At 37.7% G+C, this 22,448-nt stretch carries 22 protein-coding genes and 2 pseudogenes; 20 read left to right on the top strand and 4 right to left on the bottom strand.

From position 1 onward, the window contains the following. Positions 1–122 precede the first annotated feature (122 nt). Both NSS97_RS26045 and NSS97_RS26040 read left to right on the top strand, forming a co-directional pair. The gene (locus NSS97_RS26045) at positions 123–1,838 is read left to right on the top strand and encodes an ABC transporter ATP-binding protein (protein WP_012261982.1); all 1,716 of its coding nucleotides are present in this window, start codon (positions 123–125) and stop codon (positions 1,836–1,838) included. Between the two features lie 65 nt (positions 1,839–1,903). Continuing rightward, positions 1,904–2,215 carry a heavy metal-binding domain-containing protein gene (locus NSS97_RS26040; RefSeq protein WP_002068307.1) on the top strand — a complete coding sequence of 104 codons (312 nt, stop codon included), beginning with the start codon at positions 1,904–1,906 and terminating at the stop codon, positions 2,213–2,215. 133 nt (positions 2,216–2,348) lie between these two features. Here NSS97_RS26040 and abc-f read toward each other — a convergent pair whose 3' ends face one another. The 4 genes from abc-f to NSS97_RS26020 all read right to left on the bottom strand — a co-directional run bounded on the left by abc-f (position 2,349) and on the right by NSS97_RS26020 (position 6,111). Next, complete coding sequence (gene abc-f / locus NSS97_RS26035; RefSeq protein WP_341114386.1) at positions 2,349–3,983, bottom strand: ribosomal protection-like ABC-F family protein; 1,635 nt, start codon at positions 3,981–3,983, stop codon at positions 2,349–2,351. A 264-nt stretch (positions 3,984–4,247) separates the two neighbouring features. Further along, positions 4,248–4,793: an NAD(P)H-dependent oxidoreductase gene (locus NSS97_RS26030; protein WP_107887215.1), complete on the bottom strand. Its 546-nt coding sequence runs from the start codon at positions 4,791–4,793 to the stop codon at positions 4,248–4,250. Positions 4,794–4,797: 4 nt separating this feature from the next. Further along, the gene (locus tag NSS97_RS26025; RefSeq protein WP_002016114.1) at positions 4,798–5,166 is read right to left on the bottom strand and encodes a MerR family transcriptional regulator; all 369 of its coding nucleotides are present in this window, start codon (positions 5,164–5,166) and stop codon (positions 4,798–4,800) included. A 51-nt stretch (positions 5,167–5,217) separates the two neighbouring features. Then, a complete protein-coding gene (locus NSS97_RS26020; RefSeq protein ID WP_107887216.1) occupies positions 5,218–6,111 on the bottom strand; it encodes a LysR family transcriptional regulator in 894 nt (297 codons plus the stop codon). A gap of 151 nt (positions 6,112–6,262) precedes the next feature. On the opposite strand from NSS97_RS26020, the gene NSS97_RS26015 reads away from it, so the two are divergent. From NSS97_RS26015 to trxB, 18 genes and pseudogenes are all read left to right on the top strand, one after another. Next, positions 6,263–7,285 (top strand): YeiH family protein, encoded by a 1,023-nt coding sequence (locus tag NSS97_RS26015; protein ID WP_341114383.1) that lies wholly within the window; start codon positions 6,263–6,265, stop codon positions 7,283–7,285. A gap of 124 nt (positions 7,286–7,409) precedes the next feature. Beyond that, positions 7,410–7,607 (top strand): helix-turn-helix transcriptional regulator, encoded by a 198-nt coding sequence (locus tag NSS97_RS26010; protein ID WP_000538358.1) that lies wholly within the window; start codon positions 7,410–7,412, stop codon positions 7,605–7,607. An 11-nt stretch (positions 7,608–7,618) separates the two neighbouring features. After that, positions 7,619–8,007: pseudogene (locus NSS97_RS26005) on the top strand (hypothetical protein). Between the two features lie 17 nt (positions 8,008–8,024). Next, complete coding sequence (locus NSS97_RS26000; RefSeq protein WP_002089582.1) at positions 8,025–8,246, top strand: hypothetical protein; 222 nt, start codon at positions 8,025–8,027, stop codon at positions 8,244–8,246. Further along, positions 8,243–8,635 (top strand): ATPase, encoded by a 393-nt coding sequence (locus NSS97_RS25995; protein ID WP_107887218.1) that lies wholly within the window; start codon positions 8,243–8,245, stop codon positions 8,633–8,635. Before NSS97_RS26000 ends, NSS97_RS25995 begins: the two co-directional genes overlap by 4 nt. Positions 8,636–8,651: 16 nt before the next feature. Then, complete coding sequence (locus NSS97_RS25990; protein WP_107887219.1) at positions 8,652–8,879, top strand: hypothetical protein; 228 nt, start codon at positions 8,652–8,654, stop codon at positions 8,877–8,879. A gap of 100 nt (positions 8,880–8,979) precedes the next feature. Next, entirely contained in the window at positions 8,980–9,741 is a 762-nt protein-coding gene (locus NSS97_RS25985; protein WP_131929179.1) for a MerR family transcriptional regulator, read from the top strand. Continuing rightward, positions 9,738–10,358, top strand: coding sequence for a hypothetical protein (locus tag NSS97_RS25980; RefSeq protein WP_107887221.1), 621 nt, complete (start codon positions 9,738–9,740; stop codon positions 10,356–10,358). The genes NSS97_RS25985 and NSS97_RS25980 overlap by 4 nt, the downstream gene beginning before the upstream one ends. A gap of 47 nt (positions 10,359–10,405) precedes the next feature. Beyond that, a pseudogene (locus tag NSS97_RS25975) lies at positions 10,406–10,836 on the top strand (DUF4362 domain-containing protein). Between the two features lie 151 nt (positions 10,837–10,987). Continuing rightward, on the top strand, positions 10,988–12,964 hold the full coding sequence (gene uvrB, locus NSS97_RS25970) for an excinuclease ABC subunit B (RefSeq protein ID WP_107887223.1): 1,977 nt from the start codon (positions 10,988–10,990) through the stop codon (positions 12,962–12,964). 5 nt (positions 12,965–12,969) lie between these two features. Then, positions 12,970–15,840 (top strand): excinuclease ABC subunit UvrA, encoded by a 2,871-nt coding sequence (uvrA, locus tag NSS97_RS25965; RefSeq protein WP_002016096.1) that lies wholly within the window; start codon positions 12,970–12,972, stop codon positions 15,838–15,840. A 186-nt stretch (positions 15,841–16,026) separates the two neighbouring features. Continuing rightward, positions 16,027–16,407, top strand: a complete 381-nt coding sequence (locus NSS97_RS25960; RefSeq protein ID WP_002089574.1) for a phage holin family protein — start codon at positions 16,027–16,029, stop codon at positions 16,405–16,407. A gap of 156 nt (positions 16,408–16,563) precedes the next feature. Next, the gene (gene hprK, locus NSS97_RS25955; RefSeq protein ID WP_002016091.1) at positions 16,564–17,493 is read left to right on the top strand and encodes an HPr(Ser) kinase/phosphatase; all 930 of its coding nucleotides are present in this window, start codon (positions 16,564–16,566) and stop codon (positions 17,491–17,493) included. 24 nt (positions 17,494–17,517) lie between these two features. Then, positions 17,518–18,330, top strand: a complete 813-nt coding sequence (lgt, locus tag NSS97_RS25950; RefSeq protein ID WP_002034719.1) for a prolipoprotein diacylglyceryl transferase — start codon at positions 17,518–17,520, stop codon at positions 18,328–18,330. Positions 18,331–18,396: 66 nt separating this feature from the next. After that, positions 18,397–19,044 carry a pyrophosphatase PpaX gene (ppaX, locus tag NSS97_RS25945; protein ID WP_107887224.1) on the top strand — a complete coding sequence of 216 codons (648 nt, stop codon included), beginning with the start codon at positions 18,397–18,399 and terminating at the stop codon, positions 19,042–19,044. A gap of 53 nt (positions 19,045–19,097) precedes the next feature. Continuing rightward, a complete protein-coding gene (locus tag NSS97_RS25940; RefSeq protein WP_002139159.1) occupies positions 19,098–19,604 on the top strand; it encodes an acyltransferase in 507 nt (168 codons plus the stop codon). 145 nt (positions 19,605–19,749) lie between these two features. Then, the gene (locus NSS97_RS25935; RefSeq protein ID WP_107887225.1) at positions 19,750–21,261 is read left to right on the top strand and encodes a tetratricopeptide repeat protein; all 1,512 of its coding nucleotides are present in this window, start codon (positions 19,750–19,752) and stop codon (positions 21,259–21,261) included. A gap of 84 nt (positions 21,262–21,345) precedes the next feature. Further along, entirely contained in the window at positions 21,346–22,302 is a 957-nt protein-coding gene (gene trxB / locus NSS97_RS25930) for a thioredoxin-disulfide reductase (protein ID WP_002089563.1), read from the top strand. Positions 22,303–22,448: the final 146 nt, after the last annotated feature.

Here is a 22,448-nt window from a genome sequence, read left to right as displayed (position 1 = left end):
AGGGATTAGGCTTTTTTATAGATTTTCTCACTTTTTTAGTTTCATAGACGGATAACTTGAATAATTATTTGATAATGATTATCATTTAGAGAGTCTTTTAATTTGGAAAAGGGAGGAAAGATATGCTACGTAAATTTTTTTCTTACTATAAACCGTACAAAGGTTTATTCGTACTCGATTTTTCCTGTGCAGTTATCGCAGGTTTACTCGAACTTGGTTTCCCGCTTATCGTAAATCAATTTATTGATAAGTTATTACCAGGACAAAACTGGACGCTTATTTTATGGGCTTGTTTCGGTTTGTTCGTAGTTTATGTGTTAAATGCAGGTTTGCAATATGTCGTTACATATTGGGGACATATGCTTGGGGTTAACATTGAAACAGATATGAGGCAGAAATTATTTGATCACATTCAAAAGCTATCATTCAGATTTTTTGATAATAATAAAACAGGTCATTTAATTTCACGTCTTACAAACGATTTAATGGAAATTGGGGAAATTGCTCACCATGGACCAGAAGATTTATTCATTGCCATTATGACTTTAGTTGGAGCATTTTCATTTATGATGATGATTAACTGGAAGTTAGCACTTCTAACATTCTTCGTAATCCCGTTCTTATTATGGTTGGCACTTTACTTCAATAAAAAAATGACAGGTACGTTTAGACGTTTATTCTCAGACGTTGCTGATTTCAATGCATGTATCGAGAACAATGTAGGTGGTATCCGCGTTGTACAAGCATTCGGAAATGAAAAGTTTGAGAAAGAGCAATTTGCTGTAAATAATGCTCGTTTCCGTACAACAAAATTAATGGCGTATAAAATTATGGCGTTAAATTCATCGATTAGTTATATGCTGATGCGTCTTGTAACACTCTTTGTATTAATATGTGGTACATGGTTTGTTCTGCAAGGTGAATTAACGTACGGTGGATTTATTGGATTCGTTTTATTAACGAATATTTTCTTCCGCCCAATTGAAAAAATTAATGCGGTTATTGAAAGTTATCCGAAAGGAATCGCTGGTTTTAAAAGATATGTAGAACTTCTGGAAACAGAGCCGGATATTGTAGATTCTAAAGATGCAATAGAAGTTAAACATGTACACGGCGATATTCAATACAATAACATCACGTTCGGATATGAAAATAAAGAGCCGATTTTAAACGATATTAGTTTGAAAATACATGCAGGTGAAACAGTTGCTTTCGTTGGACCATCAGGGGCAGGGAAAACAACACTATGTAGTTTATTGCCTCGTTTTTATGAACACTCATCTGGATCAATTCAAATTGATGGCATTGACACCAAAGAGATGACGTTATCGTCACTTCGTAAGCAAATCGGAATTGTACAGCAAGATGTTTTCTTATTCTCAGGAACAATTCGTGAAAATATCGCTTACGGAAACTTAAAAGCTTCAGAATCTGAAATTTGGCAGGCGGTAAAACGTGCTCAGCTAGAGGACTTAATTTACTCGCAACCAGACGGTTTAGATACAGTTATCGGTGAGCGTGGTGTGAAACTTTCAGGAGGACAAAAGCAGCGCTTAGCAATTGCCCGTATGTTCTTGAAGAACCCGCCAATTTTAATTTTAGATGAAGCAACTTCTGCGCTAGATACAGAGACAGAACTTGCTATCCAAAAATCACTTGCAGAACTATCTGTTGGCCGTACAACATTAGTTATCGCTCACAGGCTTGCAACTATTAAAAATGCAGATCGCATCGTCGTTGTAAATAAAGACGGTATTGCAGAACAAGGTTCACATGAGGAACTAATCAAACGAGGCGAGGGTTACAGCCGATTGTATGAGGCGCAGTTTAGTTCGTAAATATAATTTCTGCTGAATTAGTGCACCATAAGTAAGTGGAAATCTTATATGGGAGGCTATAAAGCATGATTGTAACAACAACTTCTACAATTCAAGGGAAAGAAATTATTGAGTATATCGATATCGTTAATGGCGAAGCAATCATGGGTGCGAATATCGTTCGTGACCTTTTCGCTTCTGTCCGTGACGTTGTCGGTGGTCGCGCAGGCGCCTACGAAAGTAAATTAAAAGAAGCGCGCGACATTGCAATGGAAGAGATGAAAACTCTCGCAAGACAAAAAAATGCGAACGCCATTGTTGGTATCGACGTGGACTACGAAGTAGTTCGCGAAGGAATGCTAATGGTTGCGGTGAGTGGGACTGCTGTCCGTATATAAAGTGAAAAGCCGTGCTGGTGCACGGCTTTTTGTTGTTATTGTGTCTAACATTATAGGTAGGGTGATATTCTATGTCGAAGCCTCGATATTTCTTGGGGAATGTGGAAGGTCCCGTCGATATATGGGGAAGACATTAGAGCGCTTCTTTACACTGCCGAATTCGAACTAATAATTTTTCGTATTCTTGTTCGAGAAATGTGATGTCATCATGCTGATTTGGGATAGAAATCCGGCTGATGATTTCTGTTAATTTTGTTTGTAATCGTAATAATTCTTGTTCAGTAACGTTTACAGAAGCTTGGGTGGTTCTTTTTGTGTATTGCTCGTAATTGCCGTGGAATATTCTTGGTTCGCTCTCATCTACTTGTAGAATATGGTTTGCAACAGAACGAATAAAGGCACGGTCATGGCTAATGAAAAGTATTGTGCCAGGATACTCCTGTAACATGCTTTCTAATTCTTCTTGCGTTGCCAAGTCTAAATAGTTTGTCGGTTCGTCGAGCAGAAGCATATTATAGTTTCCTAAAAATACTTTTGCGAGTGCAACCTTCATGCGTTCTCCACCACTTAAGATGTGCACAGGTTTATGAACATCTTCACGGCGGAATAGGAGCCGTGCAAGTATTGTTCGAACGAACGATTCTGTATAGTTTGTTTCTTCTAGAACGTTTTCTAAAATTGTTTTATCTGTTTTTAAAATAGATAATGTTTGTTCAAAGTATCCAATTTTACAACTTTTCGAAAGCTGAATGCCACGCTCGTTCGTGAGAAGCATTTTGAACAAAGTTGTTTTTCCGCTTCCGTTTGTCCCTAAAATAGCAAGCTTTGCCCCAGGGACAATTGTTCCATTCATATTTTTAAATAATGTGCGATCCCCTATTTTCTTCGTTGTTTTATTAAACTGAACAACTGCTTTACTATGAATTGGTGTGTGGTATTGTACGTCAAACTGAGCTTGAGAGAAGTCCTTCGGTTTTTCTTTCTGTTCCAACTTTTCAAGGCGTGTTTCTAGTGCTTTCGCTACTTTGCTAACATTTTCTTGCCCATGAGCCCCGCTGCACTTATAAAGTTTAGATTCAGATGAACTGAACCGTGTTGGGATTTTTGTCATGCTAGAAGCACGTTGCTTTCTTTGTGAAATTGACTGTTCTAACCGATTTTTTTCTTGTATATATTGATCATATTCTGCTTGCTTTTGTATTCGCTCACGTTCTTTTTGCTTTCGATAGTTTGAATAATTACCTTTATATTCTTGAATAGTACCGTCTTCAACTTCGATGATTTTTGTACATATGGCATCTAAAAGATCACGATCATGCGATATTAAAACAAGTGCACCTTTATAAGATAAAAGTGCCTTTTCTAATTGCTCTGTACCGAACATATCTAAGTGACTTGTTGGCTCATCAGCAAATAGAATGCCTGCATCTTGTTCGAGGGCATGGGCGATCTTTAGGCGCATTCGTTCACCGCCGCTCATTGAATTTGCGACGTTTGAAATATTCCATTTGCCCTTAGCGAGGGAAGAAGCGGTTTCCGATATCCCCTCGCTAAGCTGTGGGATAATGGCGATAGAACTATGATGAGTTACTGTGCCTTTGTCAGCTTCTATTTCTTTACTTAATATTTGTAATAACGTAGATTTTCCAGCTCCGTTGACTCCGACAATCCCTATACGATCGTTTGCTTGAATTTCTAGTGATGGTAACGTAAATATGGTGCGATCACCAAAGCTCTTTTCGATATTACGTGCGATTAAAATAGTCATAAAAAAACCTCCCTAGTTTCACTAGAGAGGATAAATGTCGCCCTTCAATGTAAAAATCGTACATAAATAAACGATTTTTTACATGATCGTATCGAAAGAAAGTATCGACAAATGGACAGACTAATCCTCTGCTAGTTTTCATCATTTTTGTTCACTATTTGTGATGGATGAAATAAATAAGAGAATTAGAACTTCATTGGTCAAAGTACCTTCCTTTCATAATATTATTTTTATTGTATGCGCATACAAATGGATTTGTCAAACTTATTTCTGTTTGCTATTTTTGAATTTATTATTATACAATTGTGCTTTTGCCAGCGCCTCAGCATCGTTCTTGATTTCATCTAGTCCATTCGCATCCCCAATAATATACCCTTCAAATGATGAACCAACAAAATCAAAGATATATTGAAACTGGGCGATAAGCGGCAATGCTTTCAGTTTTGGACTGTCTCCGCCAACGATGACAACGTACATTTTTTTGCCTTTCATTTTTTCTTTGAAATGAAGAGATTTATTACGCAAGCTTTGTGACCAGCGATCAACGAAGTTCTTCATGTGGCCGCTCATTCCGTACCAGTATAGTGGTGTAGTGAAGATAATCGTGTCGTGCTCTAGCATGCGCTCAATTAACTGCTCGTAGTCATCATTTACAGGTTGAAATCCTTCTACATCATGGCGCTGATCTATGATTGGGTGGACGATATGATCACGCAAGTAAATTTGTTCTGTTTCAATCCCATCAATCACCATATGTGTTAAAGCTTCCGTATTTCCGTTTTGTCTTGAACTGCCATGTATAACAAACATGTAATCATCCCTTTTCTTTTGCTTGTTTTAGGAGTGAAACGTGTTTTTGTAAATTCGTTTGAATGTTGGAAAGTAATGTGATTTGCTTCGTTACCTCATCAAGTTTGTCTTCGTAAAGTGCAAGGATACTACTACACGGATTTTCGTAGAGATGTGGCTCGATTTCAAGGCAACGTAGCATTCGTTCTGTTTCTTCTAAATTTAAGCCGATTTGCAAGTACATTTGAATCAGCTCTACTTTTTCGATTGCACTTTCATCAAAATCACGGTAGCCATTTGCTAGGCGTTTCGAAGGGAGTAATCCCTTTTCTTCATAATGTCTTAGTGCCCTTTCGCTAACCCCAGTTTCTTTTGATAACTCTCCAATTCGCAATGTGTTTCACTCCTTTTACATGTATTGTAAACCTTCACACTAATGTGAAGGTCAACTCTGTTTTTTCGCAAAAGAATCTACGTGTTTTAAAAAGACTTGAATAGCTTTAGACGGGATAAAATATTTGCCGCGCACGATGGAGAATGGACGGATTAGCTCTTCGTTCGGAACAGGGATGTGGAATATTTCTTGTGCCAACAGTTCTTTTCGAACAGTCCAATCTGAAAGGATAGCGATGCCAAGACCGGCTGCAACGGCTTCCTTCACGCTTTGAATACTGCTAAATGTAAAGAAGCGTTTCATTTTTAAATGATGTTGGTGTATAAATCGATCGCTATAGGCACGTGTGCCAGAGCCGCTCTCCCTTAATACCCAGACTTGGTCTTGCAATGCATTTTCGTTAATCCCCTTGATATGGAGCAATGGGTGGTTTGGCGGGACGACGAGTTTCATTTCATCTTGCATAAAAGTTTCAACATCTACGTCAGCGTATACGACTTGGCCTTCCACTAAGCCGATATCAATTTGATTAGAGCGGAGGCTTTGCAAAACTTCTTCCGTATTGGAGATAAATGTATGAACTTCGACGTGTGCATTTTCATTGGCAAAGCGCGCAAGTATTTTTGGAAGTAAGTATTCGCCAATTGTAAAGCTAGCGCCGATGCGAAGTGTCCCTGTTACGACGTTATGCAGCGCATTAATTTCCTGTTTTGCATCTTCATAAAGGGAGAGCATCTGCTTTGCGTGTATGTATAATATGTTTCCAGCTTCCGTAACTTGGACGTGCTTTGGGGAGCGCTGAATAAGTGTAGTCCCAAATTCATTTTCCAGGTTGCGAATGTGCATACTAACGCCAGGTTGTGAAAGGTTTAATAGTTCCGCAGCACGCGAAAAATGTTTTTGTTCAACGACAGTAACAAAGATCTTTAAAATGTCGACGTTCATTTGTTAGCCCCTTTATTTTTGCTTTTATTTTATCATAAGTATTTCTGATGATAGGGATTCAATATTGATATTAAACTTATTATTAAAACTCTCTTATAATGTAACTAGAAAGAACATGCATGTTCCAATACGATTATTGGGGTGGTACAAAGTGGAACAAACACTTGTTATACAAAAGAAGAAGGGCTTTGGATTTTCGCAAGGTATTGGGATTACGTTATTAATCGCAATCGCCGCGAAATATTTAGCAGAGCTTCCATTTTTAAATATTATGGGACAATTAGTAATCGCTATTCTAATCGGAATGGTTTGGCGCGCGGCAATCGGGATTCATCAAGAAGCGATAGTGGGAACGAACTTTGCGAGTAAGAAGTTGCTACGCTTTGGGATCATCTTACTCGGAATGAGGTTAAATCTTGTAGATATTGCGAAGGCGGGGCCGAAAGTATTGGTCATCGCAGCGGTTGTTATTACATTTACAATTTTCGTTGTATATGGACTAACGAAAGTATTTAAAGTAGAACAGAAACTTGGAATTTTAACAGCATGCGGGACTGCAATTTGCGGAGCGGCAGCGGTCGTGGCAATTGCACCGCAAGTGAAAGCGAAAGATGAAGAAACAGCAGTCGGGGCAGCAATTATTGCAATTTTAGGTACAATATTTACACTTATTTATACGCTATTATACCCAGTGCTTGGCTTCTCACCCTACGGTTACGGTGTGTTCTCAGGTGCGACGCTGCACGAAATTGCTCACGTTATCGCGGCTGCAGCGCCAGGAGGTAGCACGGCTGTAGACATCGCGGTTATTGTGAAGTTAACGCGCGTAGCGATGCTTGTGCCAGTAGCGATTTTAATTGGATTATGGTTTGGTAAGAGCGAGGAAAGCAAGGAAAAAAGATCGTGGCGCGACCTTCCGATTCCTTGGTTCATCTTCGGATTTTTAGCGATGAGTGCGGTGCATTCGATTGGGATTATCCCAGAAGTTGTTGCCGGCTATATTGTAGTAATTGCGTACATGCTTATTGCAATGGCGATGGCAGGGCTAGGCTTAAATGTAGAGTTTAAAACGTTCCGTAAATTAGGAAGTAGGGCATTCATGGCAGGATTGATTGGCTCGGTTTGCCTATCTGTTCTTGGGTATGTTCTTGTGTATGCTTTAGGATTTATGTAGCAAAAAAAAGAGGCATCTTATAGATGTCTCTTTTTTTACCTTTTTTTGTAAATATATCTTTACTTGAATTTGGAAAATATTTATAATTAAAGTAAAGATATCTTTACTTTCGAAGGTGGAGCCTATGGGTGTGAAAAATAAAATTAAAGAATTACGAAAACAACATCATATAACGCAAGTGGAAATGGCAAAGGCGATGCAGGTGACGCGGCAGACGATTGTGGCGATTGAAAACCATCATTATAATCCGAGTCTAGAGCTATCCCTAAAAATCGCCAAATATTTTGGGATGAAGGTAGAGGAAATATTTACGCTGGAGTAAGGGGAGAGAAAATGAACGACACTAAAAAGTTGTATATCGCTACTGTCTTAGGATTATGTGAGGGGACGTTTTAGTTCGTATTATGGACCCATCCATACCGATGTTATCGCTTATAGTTAGTAACATTTTAGCAATTGTATTTCTGATATTGTATACGAATTGCAAAAAGCGGAAGTACAAAAAAGAAGAACTTCCAGATATAGATGAGCGGGTAAATGAAAATATAAGAAAGTATGTAAATGTCTCATTTATATTCGCATTTCTTTTGCTTATTGTTTATATTGTTGCAAGCAAAGCGATAGGGCGAATTACTATACCGATTCCAGAAATATTCATTGTATGTAGTTTCTTATTTGCTGGTAGTCTCACTATAGGAGTAATGGCGGGGAAACGAGCATAGCGATAGGAGGAATGAAAATGCAAGATGAGTTTGAGAGATTTCAATCGGATAAAGCGTTTAAATATTTAGGGTTGTTTTTAACAATGAGTTTAGCGGTATGGAGTTTGTATAATTTAATTGTTTATGGAAATGCGGGCATGCCGTTTGTTTTATTTGTATTAGGACAGTTTGTTTATTTCTTTGTGAACTATTGGCCGAAATGGAAATATAGAAATCAAAAAGAGGCTGATCATGTATGAGTAAGCAAGATATTATACGGTTTATAGGAAGTTTGTTTTTAGCGGGTCTTGTTTTAAATGTGAGTTTAATGATTTTAAGTATTTCGTGGGGAACGATCTTCATATCGAATGTAGCACTAGTCATTTTATATGGCATTTCGGAATATAGAGAACAAAAGCGTTTGAAAGAAGAGAGAGTATCGTCAATTGATGAGCGAGTTGTGAACAATATGAAGTCATATTTTACGATTTGTATTACAAGCTGCGTTTTTTTGTTCATTATGTATCTTTGTGTAAATAAGTATTTAGATAGGCAAGTAGTACATGTAAATGAGTTATTATATATTGCTATTTTTGGTTTATTAATAAGTATGGCATCGACGAGTGTGTTAGCAACAAGGAATAGATAGAAAAAGGGGAACTGGGATGGGATTACCGGTATTAGGTGTCGCTACGGCTATTTTTGCTTTGTTTTTGGGAATACAAAACTTCTCTCGTAATCCAGTGCCAAGTGTATGTATTATAATTGGTGCTGCAGGTTTATCATACTATTTATTAATTTTAGCGCATTATCATAAAACAGCAACAAGTGTTGTTGTAGGGGCAATTATTTTATTTTGTGGGCGTGCTATACAAAAGGGGTTATTTCCATAAAAGCTGTTTATACAAAAGGTATAAACAGCTTTTTGTATTTTTTTTACAAACTACTTGAAAGTTACGTTACGTCACCTTTTATAATAAAGGAGAAGAGGTGATGGAGTTGATTTCAATTCAAGAACTAACGAGGGAAACAGGGGTTACAGTAAGGACGTTACGTTATTATGATCAAATTGATTTATTAAAGCCGAGTGGGAAAACTGATGGAGGACATCGGTTATATAGCGAGAGAGATGTTGTTCGTTTGCAACAAATTTTATTTTTAAAAGAAATGGGTTTTTCATTAAAAGAGATTACGAATATGTTAATAACGGATGAGCTCAATTTAAAAATATCGCTTGAAAAGCAACTTAGATTTGTACAGGAAGAACAGAAAAAATTTAATCGAATGGAACGTATTTTACAGGCAGTTGTTTATTCAGTGGATGTGGAGGGAGAACTGGATTGGAAAGTTATGTTTGAACTCATTCAGCTTTCGAAACAGTCTCCGCGAATACGTGAGATGTTTCAAAATGAAGTTTTTTCTAAGGGAGAACAAAAGTTGCTTCATAATTTGCCGAACATGAGTGAAGAAGACCCGAATGTTTTAGAATGGGTAAATTTATTAAAGCAACTACGTAACTTTATGAAAGACGGTAAGGAAGCATCATGTGATGAGGTACAAGGCGCAACAAAGAAATTAATGCAGAAGTGTTTAGAGATGGCAAATGGTGATGAAGCATTTTTAGATAAATTGTGGGAAGTAAGAAAGTCAAAAGAAGATTCACAGAAAATGAGTATGTATCCAATTGAAGAAGAGCTTCTATCATATATGGATGAGGCTTTTCGTATATATGACGAAAGGGAGAGGGATAAATGAGTATACTTGCAGAATATCGTTGGTATTTTTTAATTGGGGCAGAGATTGTATTTTGGTTATCAGCTATCGGATTCTTTTTACTAAGGTATGGATTTCGCTTGAAAAAGGCGAGCTTTATTATGGGGATTGTGCTACTCATAAATGAAGTGTTTATTTTAACTTTAGGGGTATTGGACTATTATCAAACAGGGAAGTTCTCTAATTTTCAAATCATTACGGTAATCATTTTATTATATGCAGTTTTTTATGGGAAAAAGGATTTGAAGAAATTAGATATATATGTACAAAAATTAGTTGCGAAGTGGCGGAATGAACCGGCGCCTATTATCGAAGAACCATTTGAAGTAACAGGGATGGCGCATGCGAAGCAGGAAATAAAAAATTGGATTTTACATCTTATTTTGTTTATTGCGGTTCATATATTCTTTTTCTTCATGTATGGGCTTATTCCAGTAGAACAGTGGGGAAATTGGTTAGAGTCAGGAATCGTTTTAAATAAAACAGCAAGCCGTGTAAGCAAAGTATGGGCTATTATTCTTTTAGCGGATACTGCGATTTCATTTTCATATGTTATTTTTCCGAAGAAGGAGAAAGGAAACAAGAAGCTACTTTCATAGAGGAAAGTAGCTTTTTTCTAGTATACCAATAGTTTGTATAGGAGAGGATAACAATAGGAAAAAGAACAAGTTTTATATGCTTATTTCTCTTTAGTTTAGTAGCATGTTCACAACCTAACAGTGCAATTGATAAGAAGAATGATGTCGTTGCAAAGGGGCGGAAATTTCTAATCTAGATAAATTCGAGAAGTTCGTTTGGAATGTGGAACAAGGGGAAGTTGATAAAATAAGAATTGCACAGTATACACATGAAGGTGACCCGATTTTTCAAACGTTAGAGCATAGTGAGAAAGATATACTTTATGTGTTAGATAATAGACAAGATCAATTTGCTGGTGACCATAAAGGGTTACATAAAGATAGTTGTAAAAGGATTGTTAAAGAGCAACGTGAATCAGAAATGGCATATAGGTTAATAGATTGTACGAATGAAAATGGGCGCAATGGATATGACTTATTATATGTACTTAAAAAATAGAGTTAGTAGAGGAAGGAAGTATTTATTCCTTCCTTTTTCTATATATAACTTGTCGAAAACTTTACCGAATATCTGTTCGTTTTTTTAGGTTTTTTATGGGCATTCGTGGTAAAATAATAATACAGATTTTTATGAGGAGGTCGGTTTTTAGTTGGAACATCCATTTGAAATTATCTCAGAGTATTCCCCGCAAGGTGATCAGCCGGGAGCGATAGAGAAGCTTGTAGAGGGAATTAATAGTGGAAAGAAAAAGCAAGTGTTGCTTGGAGCGACAGGAACGGGTAAGACATTTACGATTTCAAATGTCATTAAAGAAGTGCAGAAACCAACACTTGTAATGGCTCATAATAAAACGTTAGCAGGACAGTTATATAGTGAGCTGAAAGATTTCTTTCCTAACAATTCTGTGGAGTATTTTGTTAGTTATTACGATTATTATCAGCCGGAAGCGTATGTACCACATACGGATACGTTTATTGAAAAAGATGCGCAAATTAACGATGAAATTGATAAATTACGCCACTCGGCAACGTCTTCCTTATTTGAACGAGATGATGTTATTATCGTTGCGAGTGTTTCGTGCATATACGGTTTAGGTTCTCCGGAAGAATACCGCGAGTTAGTTGTTTCGCTTCGAGTTGGTATGGAAAAGGACCGCAATCAATTGCTTCGTGAACTTGTTGATGTACAGTATGGACGTAATGATATTGATTTTAAGCGTGGTACATTCCGTGTGCGCGGAGATGTAGTTGAAATCTTCCCCGCATCACTTGATGAGCATTGTATTCGAATTGAATTTTTTGGGGATGAAATAGATCGTATTCGAGAAGTAAATGCATTAACGGGTGAAGTATTAGCAGAACGTGATCATGTAGCAATCTTCCCGGCATCTCACTTCGTTACACGTGAAGAAAAGCTGAAGGTCGCTATTGAAAATATCGAAAAAGAATTAGAAGAGCGTTTAAAAGAATTAAATGATAACGGTAAGTTGTTAGAGGCGCAGCGCATAGAACAGCGAACGCGTTATGATTTAGAAATGATGCGCGAGATGGGCTTTTGTTCAGGGATTGAAAACTATTCCCGTCATTTAACACTTCGTCCAGCAGGTTCAACGCCGTATACGCTTTTAGATTATTTTCCAGAGGGTTTCTTAATCGTTATGGATGAGTCGCACGTATCGGTTCCGCAAGTAAGAGCGATGTATAACGGGGACCAAGCACGTAAGCAAGTGCTTGTTGATCATGGATTCCGTCTGCCATCAGCTTTAGATAATAGACCGCTCACGTTTGATGAGTTTGAAGAGAAAACGAATCAAGTTATTTACGTTTCGGCAACGCCAGGACCGTATGAGTTAGAGCAGTCACCGAAAGCAATAGAACAAATTATTCGTCCAACAGGGCTTTTAGATCCACCAATTGATATACGACCAATTGAAGGACAAATAGATGATTTATTAGGAGAAATCCATGACCGGATTGCGAAAAATGAACGTGTATTAATTACGACTTTAACGAAGAAAATGTCAGAGGATTTAACGGACTATTTAAAAGATGTAGGAATTAAAGTGAATTATCTTCACTCTGAAATTAAAACATTAGAGCGTATTGAAATTATCCGTGATCTTCGCCTTGGTAAGTTTGATGTACTTGTCGGTATTAACTTATTACGAGAAGGATTAGATATTCCAGAAGTATCACTTGTAGCTATTTTAGATGCTGATAAGGAAGGTTTCTTACGTTCAGAGCGTTCATTAATTCAAACAATTGGTCGTGCGGCGCGTAATGCAAACGGCCGCGTTATTATGTACGCAGATCGCATAACGAGATCAATGGGAATTGCAATTGAAGAAACACAGCGTCGTCGTAGTATACAAGAAGCTTACAATGAAAAGCATGGTATTACGCCGAAGACGATTCAAAAAGGAGTACGTGACGTTATTCGTGCGACAACAGCAGCTGAGGATACGGAAATATATGAAGCAACACCAGCTAAGAAGATGACGAAAAAAGAACGTGAAAATACAATTGCGAAGATGGAAGCAGAGATGAAAGAAGCAGCAAAGGCATTAGATTTCGAGCGTGCAGCTGAATTAAGAGATTTACTATTAGAATTAAAAGCGGAAGGGTGAAAAGAGTGAGTAAAGATTTTATTGTTGTAAAAGGTGCTAGAGCGCATAATTTAAAAAATATTGACGTAACCATTCCGAGGAATCAGCTTGTTGTTGTGACGGGATTGTCTGGTTCGGGGAAATCATCGTTAGCATTCGATACGATTTATGCAGAAGGACAGCGTAGATACGTGGAATCTTTATCTGCGTATGCGCGCCAGTTTTTAGGGCAAATGGATAAGCCGGATGTTGATATGATTGAAGGTTTATCTCCAGCGATTTCAATTGATCAAAAAACAACGAGTCGTAATCCTCGTTCAACGGTTGGAACGGTAACGGAGATTTATGATTATTTACGTTTATTATTCGCACGAATTGGTACGCCGATTTGTCCGAATCATGGAATTGAAATTACATCACAAACAGTGGAACAAATGGTAGACCGTGTTCTTGAATATCCTGAACGTACGAAGTTGCAAGTGCTAGCGCCTATCGTGTCAGGGCGTAAAGGTGCGCATGCGAAAGTATTAGAAGATATTAAGAAGCAAGGTTATGTTCGTGTGCGCGTTGATGGAGAGATGCTGGATGTATCGGAAGAGATTACTTTAGAAAAAAATAAGAAGCATTCAATTGAAGTTGTTATTGACCGTATTGTTGTGAAAGAAGGAATTGCAAGCCGACTTGCAGATTCACTAGAAAGTGCTTTAAAGCTTGGCGGGGGCCGAGTTTTAATCGATGTAATGGGAGAGGAAGAACTTCTATTTAGTGAACATCATGCTTGTCCACATTGTGGTTTTTCAATCGGAGAATTAGAGCCGCGTATGTTCTCGTTTAATAGTCCGTTCGGCGCGTGTCCTTCTTGTGATGGACTTGGATCGAAGTTAGAGGTAGATTTAGAACTTGTTATTCCGAACTGGGATGTGTCATTAAATGAACATGCGATTGCTCCTTGGGAACCGACAAGTTCACAATATTACCCGCAATTGTTAAAATCTGTGTGTAATCATTACGGCATCGATATGGATATGCCGGTGAAAGATATACCGAAGGATTTATTTGATAAAGTGCTGTACGGAAGCGGGGAAGAGAAGCTTTATTTTCGCTATGTGAATGAATTTGGTCAAGTAAAGGAAAATGAGATTTTATTTGAAGGTGTTATTCCGAATATTGAGCGTCGTTATCGTGAGACGAGTTCTGATTATATTCGTGAGCAAATGGAGAAATATATGGCAGAGCAAGCTTGTCCGAAGTGTAAAGGTGGACGCTTAAAGCCTGAGAGTTTAGCTGTTTTCGTTGGTGATAAAACGATTGCCGATGTAACGAAATATTCTGTTCAAGAAGTACAGGAGTTCTTCTCAACTGTTGAGTTAACGGAGAAACAACAAAAAATTGCTCATTTAATTTTAAGAGAAATTCAGGAACGGGTTGGGTTCTTAGTGAACGTCGGTTTAGATTATTTAACGTTAAGTCGTGCCGCAGGAACTTTATCAGGTGGTGAGGCGCAGCGTATTCGTTTAGCGACACAAATTGGTTCTCGCCTTACTGGCGTACTTTACATTCTTGATGAGCCTTCTATTGGTTTGCATCAGCGTGATAATGATCGTCTTATTCGTACATTGCAGGAAATGCGTGATTTAGGAAATACGTTAATTGTTGTTGAGCATGATGAAGATACGATGATGGCTGCTGATTATTTACTTGATATCGGACCTGGTGCAGGTATTCATGGTGGTCAAGTTGTATCAGCAGGTACACCAGCTGAAGTTATGCAAGACGAGAATTCATTAACTGGGAAATATTTAAGCGGTAAAGAGTTTATTCCGGTACCACTTGAAAGACGTAAAGGTGACGGACGTAAAGTGGAGATTGTCGGTGCGAAAGAAAATAACTTAAAGAATGCGAAAATGTCATTCCCTCTAGGAACATTTGTAGCAGTAACAGGCGTATCTGGCTCTGGAAAAAGTACGATAATTAATGAAGTACTATACAAATCATTAGCTCAAAAGCTATATAAGGCGAAAGCGAAGCCAGGGGCTCATAAAGAAATTAAAGGTCTTGAGCAGTTAGATAAAGTGATTGATATTGATCAATCACCAATCGGGCGTACACCACGTTCAAATCCGGCGACATACACTGGCGTATTTGATGATATTCGTGATGTATTTGCGCACACGAATGAAGCGAAAGTACGTGGGTATCAAAAAGGACGTTTCAGCTTTAACGTAAAAGGCGGCCGTTGTGAAGCGTGCCGTGGTGATGGAATTATTAAAATCGAAATGCATTTCTTACCAGACGTGTATGTTCCGTGTGAAGTTTGTCACGGTAAACGTTACAACCGTGAAACGTTAGAAGTGAAATATAAAGATAAGAATATTTCTGAAGTGTTAGGGATGACAATTGAAGATGGGGTAGAGTTCTTTGCTAATATCCCGAAGATTAAGCGTAAACTTCAAACGCTTGTAGATGTAGGGCTTGGTTATATGAAATTAGGACAACCAGCTACGACGTTATCAGGTGGTGAGGCGCAGCGTGTGAAATTAGCTTCTGAATTACATCGTCGTTCTACAGGGCGTACGTTATACATTTTAGATGAGCCAACGACTGGCTTACATGCACATGATATTGCACGCCTTCTAGAAGTGTTGCAACGTCTTGTTGAGAGTGGTGAGACGGTACTTGTAATTGAGCATAATTTAGATGTTATTAAAACAGCTGATTATATTATTGACCTTGGACCAGAAGGCGGAGACAAAGGCGGACAAATCGTTGCTTCCGGAACGCCAGAGCAAGTAGTGAAAGAAGAGCGCTCTTATACAGGTAAGTATTTAAAAGAGATTTTAGATCGTGATAAAGCAAGAATGAAAGAGAAAATAAAAGAAGTAGAGTTATCACAATAAGTTGTTAATGAAAGCCGAGTGGGAATTGCACTCGGTTTTTATTTCACTAAGGAAAACTAGTAAGGTTGTTAATAGGTATACAAGCATGAAGGGTAGAATAAGTTGATATAAGCGCTCGTATGATACTTGCGTTTATTGTCTATTAGCGTATGATGAAATATATATGTTAAAAGGATGTGTAAGGAAATGAGATGGATTGTATCACTTCTTGTAAATAGCGTTGTGTTAATCGCTGTATCCGGACTTTTAAAAGGGGTTGCACCAGACGCATTTTACATAGCAAATATACAAACTGCAATTATTGCGAGTATTATATTGGCGATTTTAAACGTATTTGTAAAGCCGCTTTTAATCTTAATTACGCTACCGATTACTCTTGTAACTTTCGGTTTCTTCTTAATTGTTATTAATGCGATTACGTTAAAGATGACGGATTCGTTATTAGGGGACGCCTTTAATATATCTGGATTTGGTGTAGCGATTGTTGCGGCAATTTGTATTTCTATTTTTAATATGATAATTGAAAAAGTAATTGTTGAACCATTACATGAAAAAAAGAGAAAATGACAAAAAGAAAAACATTTCATGATTCATATGAAATGTTTTTTTCTATTTATTAGAAACCGAGTTTCTTGTTTCCAGAAAAAAATGGTACAATATCCGATAGAATGGAATTTTACATCAAATGAGACTGAACCCGCAGCGGAGTGGAGGTTTATACATATGCCGAAAGTAAGGACAAAAGATTTAATTGAACAATTTCAATTGGAGTTAGTAAGTGGTGAAGAAGGGATTCATCGTCCGATTGATACGAGTGATTTATCGCGACCTGGAATTGAAATGGCAGGATTTTTTACATATTATCCAGCTGATCGCGTGCAGCTTCTTGGAAAAACGGAGCTTACGTTCTTTGATACGTTAACGACAGAGCAAAAGCAAGAGAGAATGAAAGCGCTTTGTACTGAGGAGACGCCTTGTATTATTGTAACTCGTAATCAAGATGTACCGGATGAGTTATTACAAGCATCACGTGAATCAGGCGTGCCTTTATTACGTTCTGCTCAAACGACGACGAGATTATCAAGTCGTTTAACAAACTATTTAGAAGGTAAGTTAGCGCCAACAACAGCTGTTCATGGTGTGTTAGTAGATATTTATGGTGTTGGTGTTTTAATTACAGGTCAAAGTGGTGTCGGGAAAAGTGAGACAGCGCTTGAACTTGTAAAGCGTGGTCACCGCCTTGTTGCGGATGATAGCGTAGAAATTCGTCAAGAAGATGAAGATACATTAGTAGGGAGCTCACCTGATTTAATTGAGCACTTATTAGAAATTCGTGGTCTAGGTATCATTAACGTAATGACGTTATTCGGTGCAGGGGCAGTACGAAATTATAAACGTATTACACTTGTTATTAATCTTGAAATTTGGGATCAAAAGAAAAATTATGATCGCTTAGGTCTTGATGAAGAGAAGATGAAGATTATTGATACAGAACTTACGAAGATTACACTTCCAGTTCGTCCTGGTCGAAACTTGGCTGTTATTATTGAAGTAGCAGCGATGAACTTCAGATTAAAACGTATGGGAGTCAATGCGGCACAACAGTTCTCTGAACGATTAATGAGTGCGATTGAGTTAGGAAATCAAGAGTAGACTCTAGAGAGGGGGGTCATATATATGCTGTTAGGTTCTGTACCACAGCTTGACCGTATAGCAGTCCAACTTGGGCCGTTCCCTGTTTATTGGTATGGGGTTATTATCGGTACAGGTGTGCTATTAGGTCTTTGGCTAGCAACTCGCGAGGGAGAAAGGCTTGGTATTCACAAAGATACATTTATCGACCTTGTATTAATCGCAGTACCAATTGCCATTCTTTTTGCGAGAATGTATTATGTCATTTTTGAATGGGAATATTATTCGCAAAATCCGAGTCAAATTATTAATATTCGTCAAGGTGGTTTGGCGATTCATGGTGGTTTAATCGGGGCTGTTATTACAGGAATCCTTTTTGCGAAACGACGCGGGCTTTCATTCTGGAAGTTAGCGGATATTGCTGCGCCGAGTATTTTACTAGGACAAGCAATTGGCCGATGGGGAAACTTTATGAACCAAGAGGCGCATGGTGATGAAGTGACGAGACAGTTTTTAGAAGGTCTTCATTTACCGGATTTCATTATTAATCAAATGTACATTGATGGTGTGTATTATCACCCAACGTTTTTATATGAATCATTATGGAACTTTGCAGGCGTTATTTTACTACTCGCGTTACGAAAAGTGAATTTACGCCGTGGTGAATTATTCTTCACATATTTAATTTGGTATTCAGTGGGACGCTTCTTCGTAGAAGGTTTGCGTACAGATAGTTTAATGCTAGGACCACTTCGTATTGCACAAGTAATGTCTATTGGAATTGTTGTTATTTCTATCATTTTCATTATTGTGAGACGAAAAATGGGGCAAGCTGATAAAAGATATTTAGAAAATTAGAGAAAAGTAGCATCTTATATAAGATGCTGCTTCTTTCATATTCAGGTAATGAAAGGATTAAGGACGATGAAAATAAATACAGTGTTATTTGATTTAGATGGAACGTTAATTAATACAAATGAACTTATTATCTCTTCTTTTTTACATACGTTAAATCACTATTATTCTAATCAGTATAAGCGTGAAGATGTATTGCCATTTATCGGTCCATCTTTGCATGATACTTTTAGTAAGATTGATGCAAGTAAGGTTGAAGAGATGATTACATGTTATCGTCAATTTAATCATGAGCATCATGATGAATTAGTGGAAGAGTATGAAACTGTATATGAAACGGTTCAAGAATTGAAGAAGCAAGGTTATAAGATCGGCATCGTTACAACGAAAGCGAGACAGACGGTTGAAATGGGATTAAAGCTTTCGAAACTGGATCAGTTTTTTGATGTTGTCGTGACGATTGATGATGTGGAACATGTGAAACCACATCCAGAACCACTCCAAAAAGCACTCGAATTATTAGATGCAAAGCCAGAAGAAACATTGATGGTTGGTGATAATCATCATGATATCGTCGGTGGACAAAATGCAGGTACGAAAACAGTAGCGGTGTCATGGACATTGAAAGGTAGAGCGTATTTAGAAGCGTATAAACCAAATTATGTGCTAGATAAAATGAGTGATTTACTACCGATTTTGTCCCGCATTAACGGGTAGTAAGATTCCTGCCGGTTAAAGTGTCACTTTATATAAGTAGAGGAGAGAGTTCAGTGCGACGGACAACGCGCTATCCTGTTTCAGGAGAAAATTCATTGTGGAATGTGTATAAAACAGTTTCTTTTTGGAAGGTAATGAAAAACTTTATTATCATCCAAATCGCACGTTACACGCCATTTTTATCCGTAAAGAATTGGTTATATCGCACGTTTTTACGGATGGAAGTAGGAAAGAAAACGTCGTTTGCACTTATGGTAATGCCAGATATTATGTTTCCAGAAAAGATTACTGTGGGAGACAATTCAATTATCGGCTATAATACAACGCTTTTAGCGCATGAATATTTAATTCGTGAGTATCGACTCGGAGAAATCGTCATAGGGAATGAAGTTATGATTGGAGCGAATACGACAATTTTACCAGGTGTGACAATTGGAGATGGAGCTATCGTTTCAGCAGGCACACTTGTCCATAAAGATGTACCAGGCGGCGCTTTCGTAGGCGGAAATCCGATGCGTATTATTTATACGAAAGAGGAAATGGCCACTAGAGAAGGTTGATGTTAAAAATGTAACATTTCCCTTCTCTTTTTATGAATAAAAAGGAAATAATTGATTATAATATACTGTTTTGTTTTTTACGGAATCGTTTATACTTATAGATAGAAGAATGTGTGAACGAAGAAAACAAAAAACTGGAGGATATATGGGGAAAAATCAAAGAATATATAAGGAGAACGGACAAGTTATCTCTTTTAATCAGTTAGCGGACTTCTTTTATAAAAAAGGGATGAGGGCTTATAAAGGGCAAAAATTGCAAGATGCAATTAAATATTTTCGAAGAGCAGCACAAAGCGAAAAGGAGCCGTTTATTTTATGCCAACTAGCAATAGCATTATCTGAATCTGGTGAATATCAAGAGTCGAATCAGATATTTCTAAAGCTTGTTAGATCCAATCCTGAACTTGAGCAATGCTATTATTTTATTTCAAATAATTATGCATATATGGGCTTGTTTCAACAGGCGAAGAAGTATGCAGAGCGATATTTAGAAGTTGCGGAAGAGAAGGAATTTGTAAAAGATACATTAGAATTGCTTGAGATTATGGAAGAAGATGCAATGGGTGCGGAAGAGATTGAGGATGAAGATGAGCTAATTGTTATGCAAGAAGAAGCGAACCGCTACATTCGTAACGGACAATTAGAAGAGGCGATTGCTACACTAGAAGTTGTTACGAAAGAATATCCAGAATTTTGGTCAGGACATAATAATTTAGCGATTGCACATTTTCAATCAGGTAATGTAGATCAAGCGCTTAAGTTAACAGAAATGATTTTAGAGAAAAATCCTGGTAATATGCATGCGCTTTGTAATACGCTTATTTTTCTATATTCAATTGGAGAGCATAAGCAAGTAGAGTCATTAGCGGGGCAGTTAGTTTCGGTATATCCAATTTCATTTGAGCATCGTTTGAAACTTGGAACAACACTTGCAACAATTGGTCATTTTGAACCTGCATATAAATGGTTCAAAGTATTAAAGCGTCAAGGGTATGAAGGAGACGTCAGTTTTTATTACTGGTTTGCATACTCTGCGTATATGGTGAAGGAACAGCAAGTAGCTGGAAAAATGTGGCAACATGTTGTAGAATTGCATCCTGATAAAAAAGGAAAAGAACCGTGGAATGCACTGAATTTAGCAGATGAAGGACAAAATCTTTTATTTGAAGAGTTACGAAAATCATTTCAGCAAAGTACGACGCTAGAAGAGAAAATGCTAGCTTTATATTTAATGAATGAATTGTCAACACCAGAGAAGGTTGGATTCTTCTTTGATGTAACGCAAGCGAAAAATGGTGTTCCAATCGTATCGCAACTTGCAAAATATTTCTTTTTACTTAATAGTCATAAAAGTATCCCAGCTGATTTACAGCAATTTGAACAGTGCGTACGAATCGCGGATGCATTATACAATTATACGAAAAAAGACGATGAATTAATCGAAGAGTGTTTAAATTTTTGGTTTTGCACGTTCATACGTTTATATACATCTGGAGCGACTTTTACAAATGTGTACGGTTGGTCAGCGGCAATTGAATACATTGTGCGCGGCGAACAAAGAAATAAGATGACACAGGCAGAGCTTGGTGATGTATATAATGTATCTGTAGCGACTGTACGAAAGTATGTGCAGGCTGTTAAGCGCACGCACACGTAGGGTAGGCAAATCATTGGGAAAAAAATGATGCTAACAGTATAATGAGGGTAACTTAATGTGTATGAATGAATGGGAGTGAATAGTGTGTCAGAAGAAAAAATTTATGATGTCATTATTATTGGTGCAGGACCAGCTGGTATGACAGCTGCGGTATATACATCTCGTGCGAATTTAAGCACACTGATGCTTGAGCGTGGTATCCCAGGTGGACAAATGGCAAATACAGAAGATGTAGAGAACTATCCAGGTTATGAGTCTATTTTAGGACCAGACTTATCAAATAAAATGTTTGAGCATGCGAAGAAATTTGGTGCCGAATATGCATACGGTGATGTGAAAGCAATCATCGATGGTAAAGAGTACAAAACAATTATTGCTGGTAAAAAAGAATATAAAGCACGTGCAATTATCGTTGCAAGCGGTGCAGAGTATAAAAAAATTGGTGTGCCAGGTGAAACAGAACTTGGCGGCCGCGGTGTATCATATTGTGCAGTATGTGATGGTGCATTCTTTAAAGGGAAAGAACTTGTTGTTATTGGCGGCGGAGATTCTGCTGTTGAAGAGGGTGTATTCTTAACACGCTTCGCATCAAAAGTAACGATCGTTCACCGTCGTGACACTCTTCGTGCACAGAAAATTTTACAAGATCGTGCTTTCCAAAATGAGAAAGTAGATTTCATTTGGAATCACACTATAAAAGAAATTAACGATGCAAATGGTAAAGTAGGAAGCGTAACACTTGTAGATGTAAACAGCGGAGAAGAACAAGAAGTTAAAACTGACGGCGTTTTCATATACATCGGTATGTTACCATTATCAAAACCGTTTGTTGAACTAGGTATTACAAATGAAAATGGTTATGTTGAAACGAACGAGCGTATGGAAACGAAAGTTCCTGGTATTTTCGCAGCTGGTGATGTTCGTGAAAAAATGCTTCGTCAAATTGTAACGGCAACAGGCGATGGTAGTATTGCAGCGCAGAGTGCACAGCATTATATAGAAGAGTTAGTAGAGGAACTAAAGACTGTAACAGAAAAATAAGGGTGTTTTTTCCTTTTTGGAAGAAAGCTACCGATAGGTGGCTTTCTTTTTTTTGTTCAAATGTCAAACTTTTGTCAAAAATAATTAAGAATATAGTGTTTCTTATTGTTATACTAGAATTTACGGGAAAAATCACTATAAGAAAT

The organism is Bacillus sp. FSL R12-0074 (assembly GCF_038005725.1).
Taxonomy (GTDB): Bacteria; Bacillota; Bacilli; order Bacillales; family Bacillaceae_G; genus Bacillus_A; species Bacillus_A mycoides.
The sequence above is the reverse complement of the archived record's forward strand: the minus strand, read 5'-3'. Positions and strand labels throughout refer to the sequence as shown.

Bases quoted from the DNA above. Each gene is read 5' to 3' on its own strand.
- lgt (WP_002034719.1), top strand. From the start codon at position 17,518: ATGCTGTTAGGTTCTGTACCACAGCTTGACCGTATAGCAGTCCAACTT.
- NSS97_RS26010 (WP_000538358.1), top strand. From the start codon at position 7,410: ATGGGTGTGAAAAATAAAATTAAAGAATTACGAAAACAACATCATATA.
- NSS97_RS26040 (WP_002068307.1), top strand. From the start codon at position 1,904: ATGATTGTAACAACAACTTCTACAATTCAAGGGAAAGAAATTATTGAG.
- NSS97_RS25980 (WP_107887221.1), top strand. From the start codon at position 9,738: ATGAGTATACTTGCAGAATATCGTTGGTATTTTTTAATTGGGGCAGAG.
- NSS97_RS26020 (WP_107887216.1), bottom strand. From the start codon at position 6,111: ATGAACGTCGACATTTTAAAGATCTTTGTTACTGTCGTTGAACAAAAA.
- NSS97_RS25985 (WP_131929179.1), top strand. From the start codon at position 8,980: ATGGAGTTGATTTCAATTCAAGAACTAACGAGGGAAACAGGGGTTACA.
- hprK (WP_002016091.1), top strand. From the start codon at position 16,564: ATGCCGAAAGTAAGGACAAAAGATTTAATTGAACAATTTCAATTGGAG.
- NSS97_RS25995 (WP_107887218.1), top strand. From the start codon at position 8,243: ATGAGTAAGCAAGATATTATACGGTTTATAGGAAGTTTGTTTTTAGCG.
- NSS97_RS26030 (WP_107887215.1), bottom strand. From the start codon at position 4,793: ATGTTTGTTATACATGGCAGTTCAAGACAAAACGGAAATACGGAAGCT.
- NSS97_RS25935 (WP_107887225.1), top strand. From the start codon at position 19,750: ATGGGGAAAAATCAAAGAATATATAAGGAGAACGGACAAGTTATCTCT.
- NSS97_RS26000 (WP_002089582.1), top strand. From the start codon at position 8,025: ATGCAAGATGAGTTTGAGAGATTTCAATCGGATAAAGCGTTTAAATAT.
- NSS97_RS26045 (WP_012261982.1), top strand. From the start codon at position 123: ATGCTACGTAAATTTTTTTCTTACTATAAACCGTACAAAGGTTTATTC.
- ppaX (WP_107887224.1), top strand. From the start codon at position 18,397: ATGAAAATAAATACAGTGTTATTTGATTTAGATGGAACGTTAATTAAT.
- NSS97_RS25960 (WP_002089574.1), top strand. From the start codon at position 16,027: ATGAGATGGATTGTATCACTTCTTGTAAATAGCGTTGTGTTAATCGCT.
- abc-f (WP_341114386.1), bottom strand. From the start codon at position 3,983: ATGACTATTTTAATCGCACGTAATATCGAAAAGAGCTTTGGTGATCGC.
- NSS97_RS25990 (WP_107887219.1), top strand. From the start codon at position 8,652: ATGGGATTACCGGTATTAGGTGTCGCTACGGCTATTTTTGCTTTGTTT.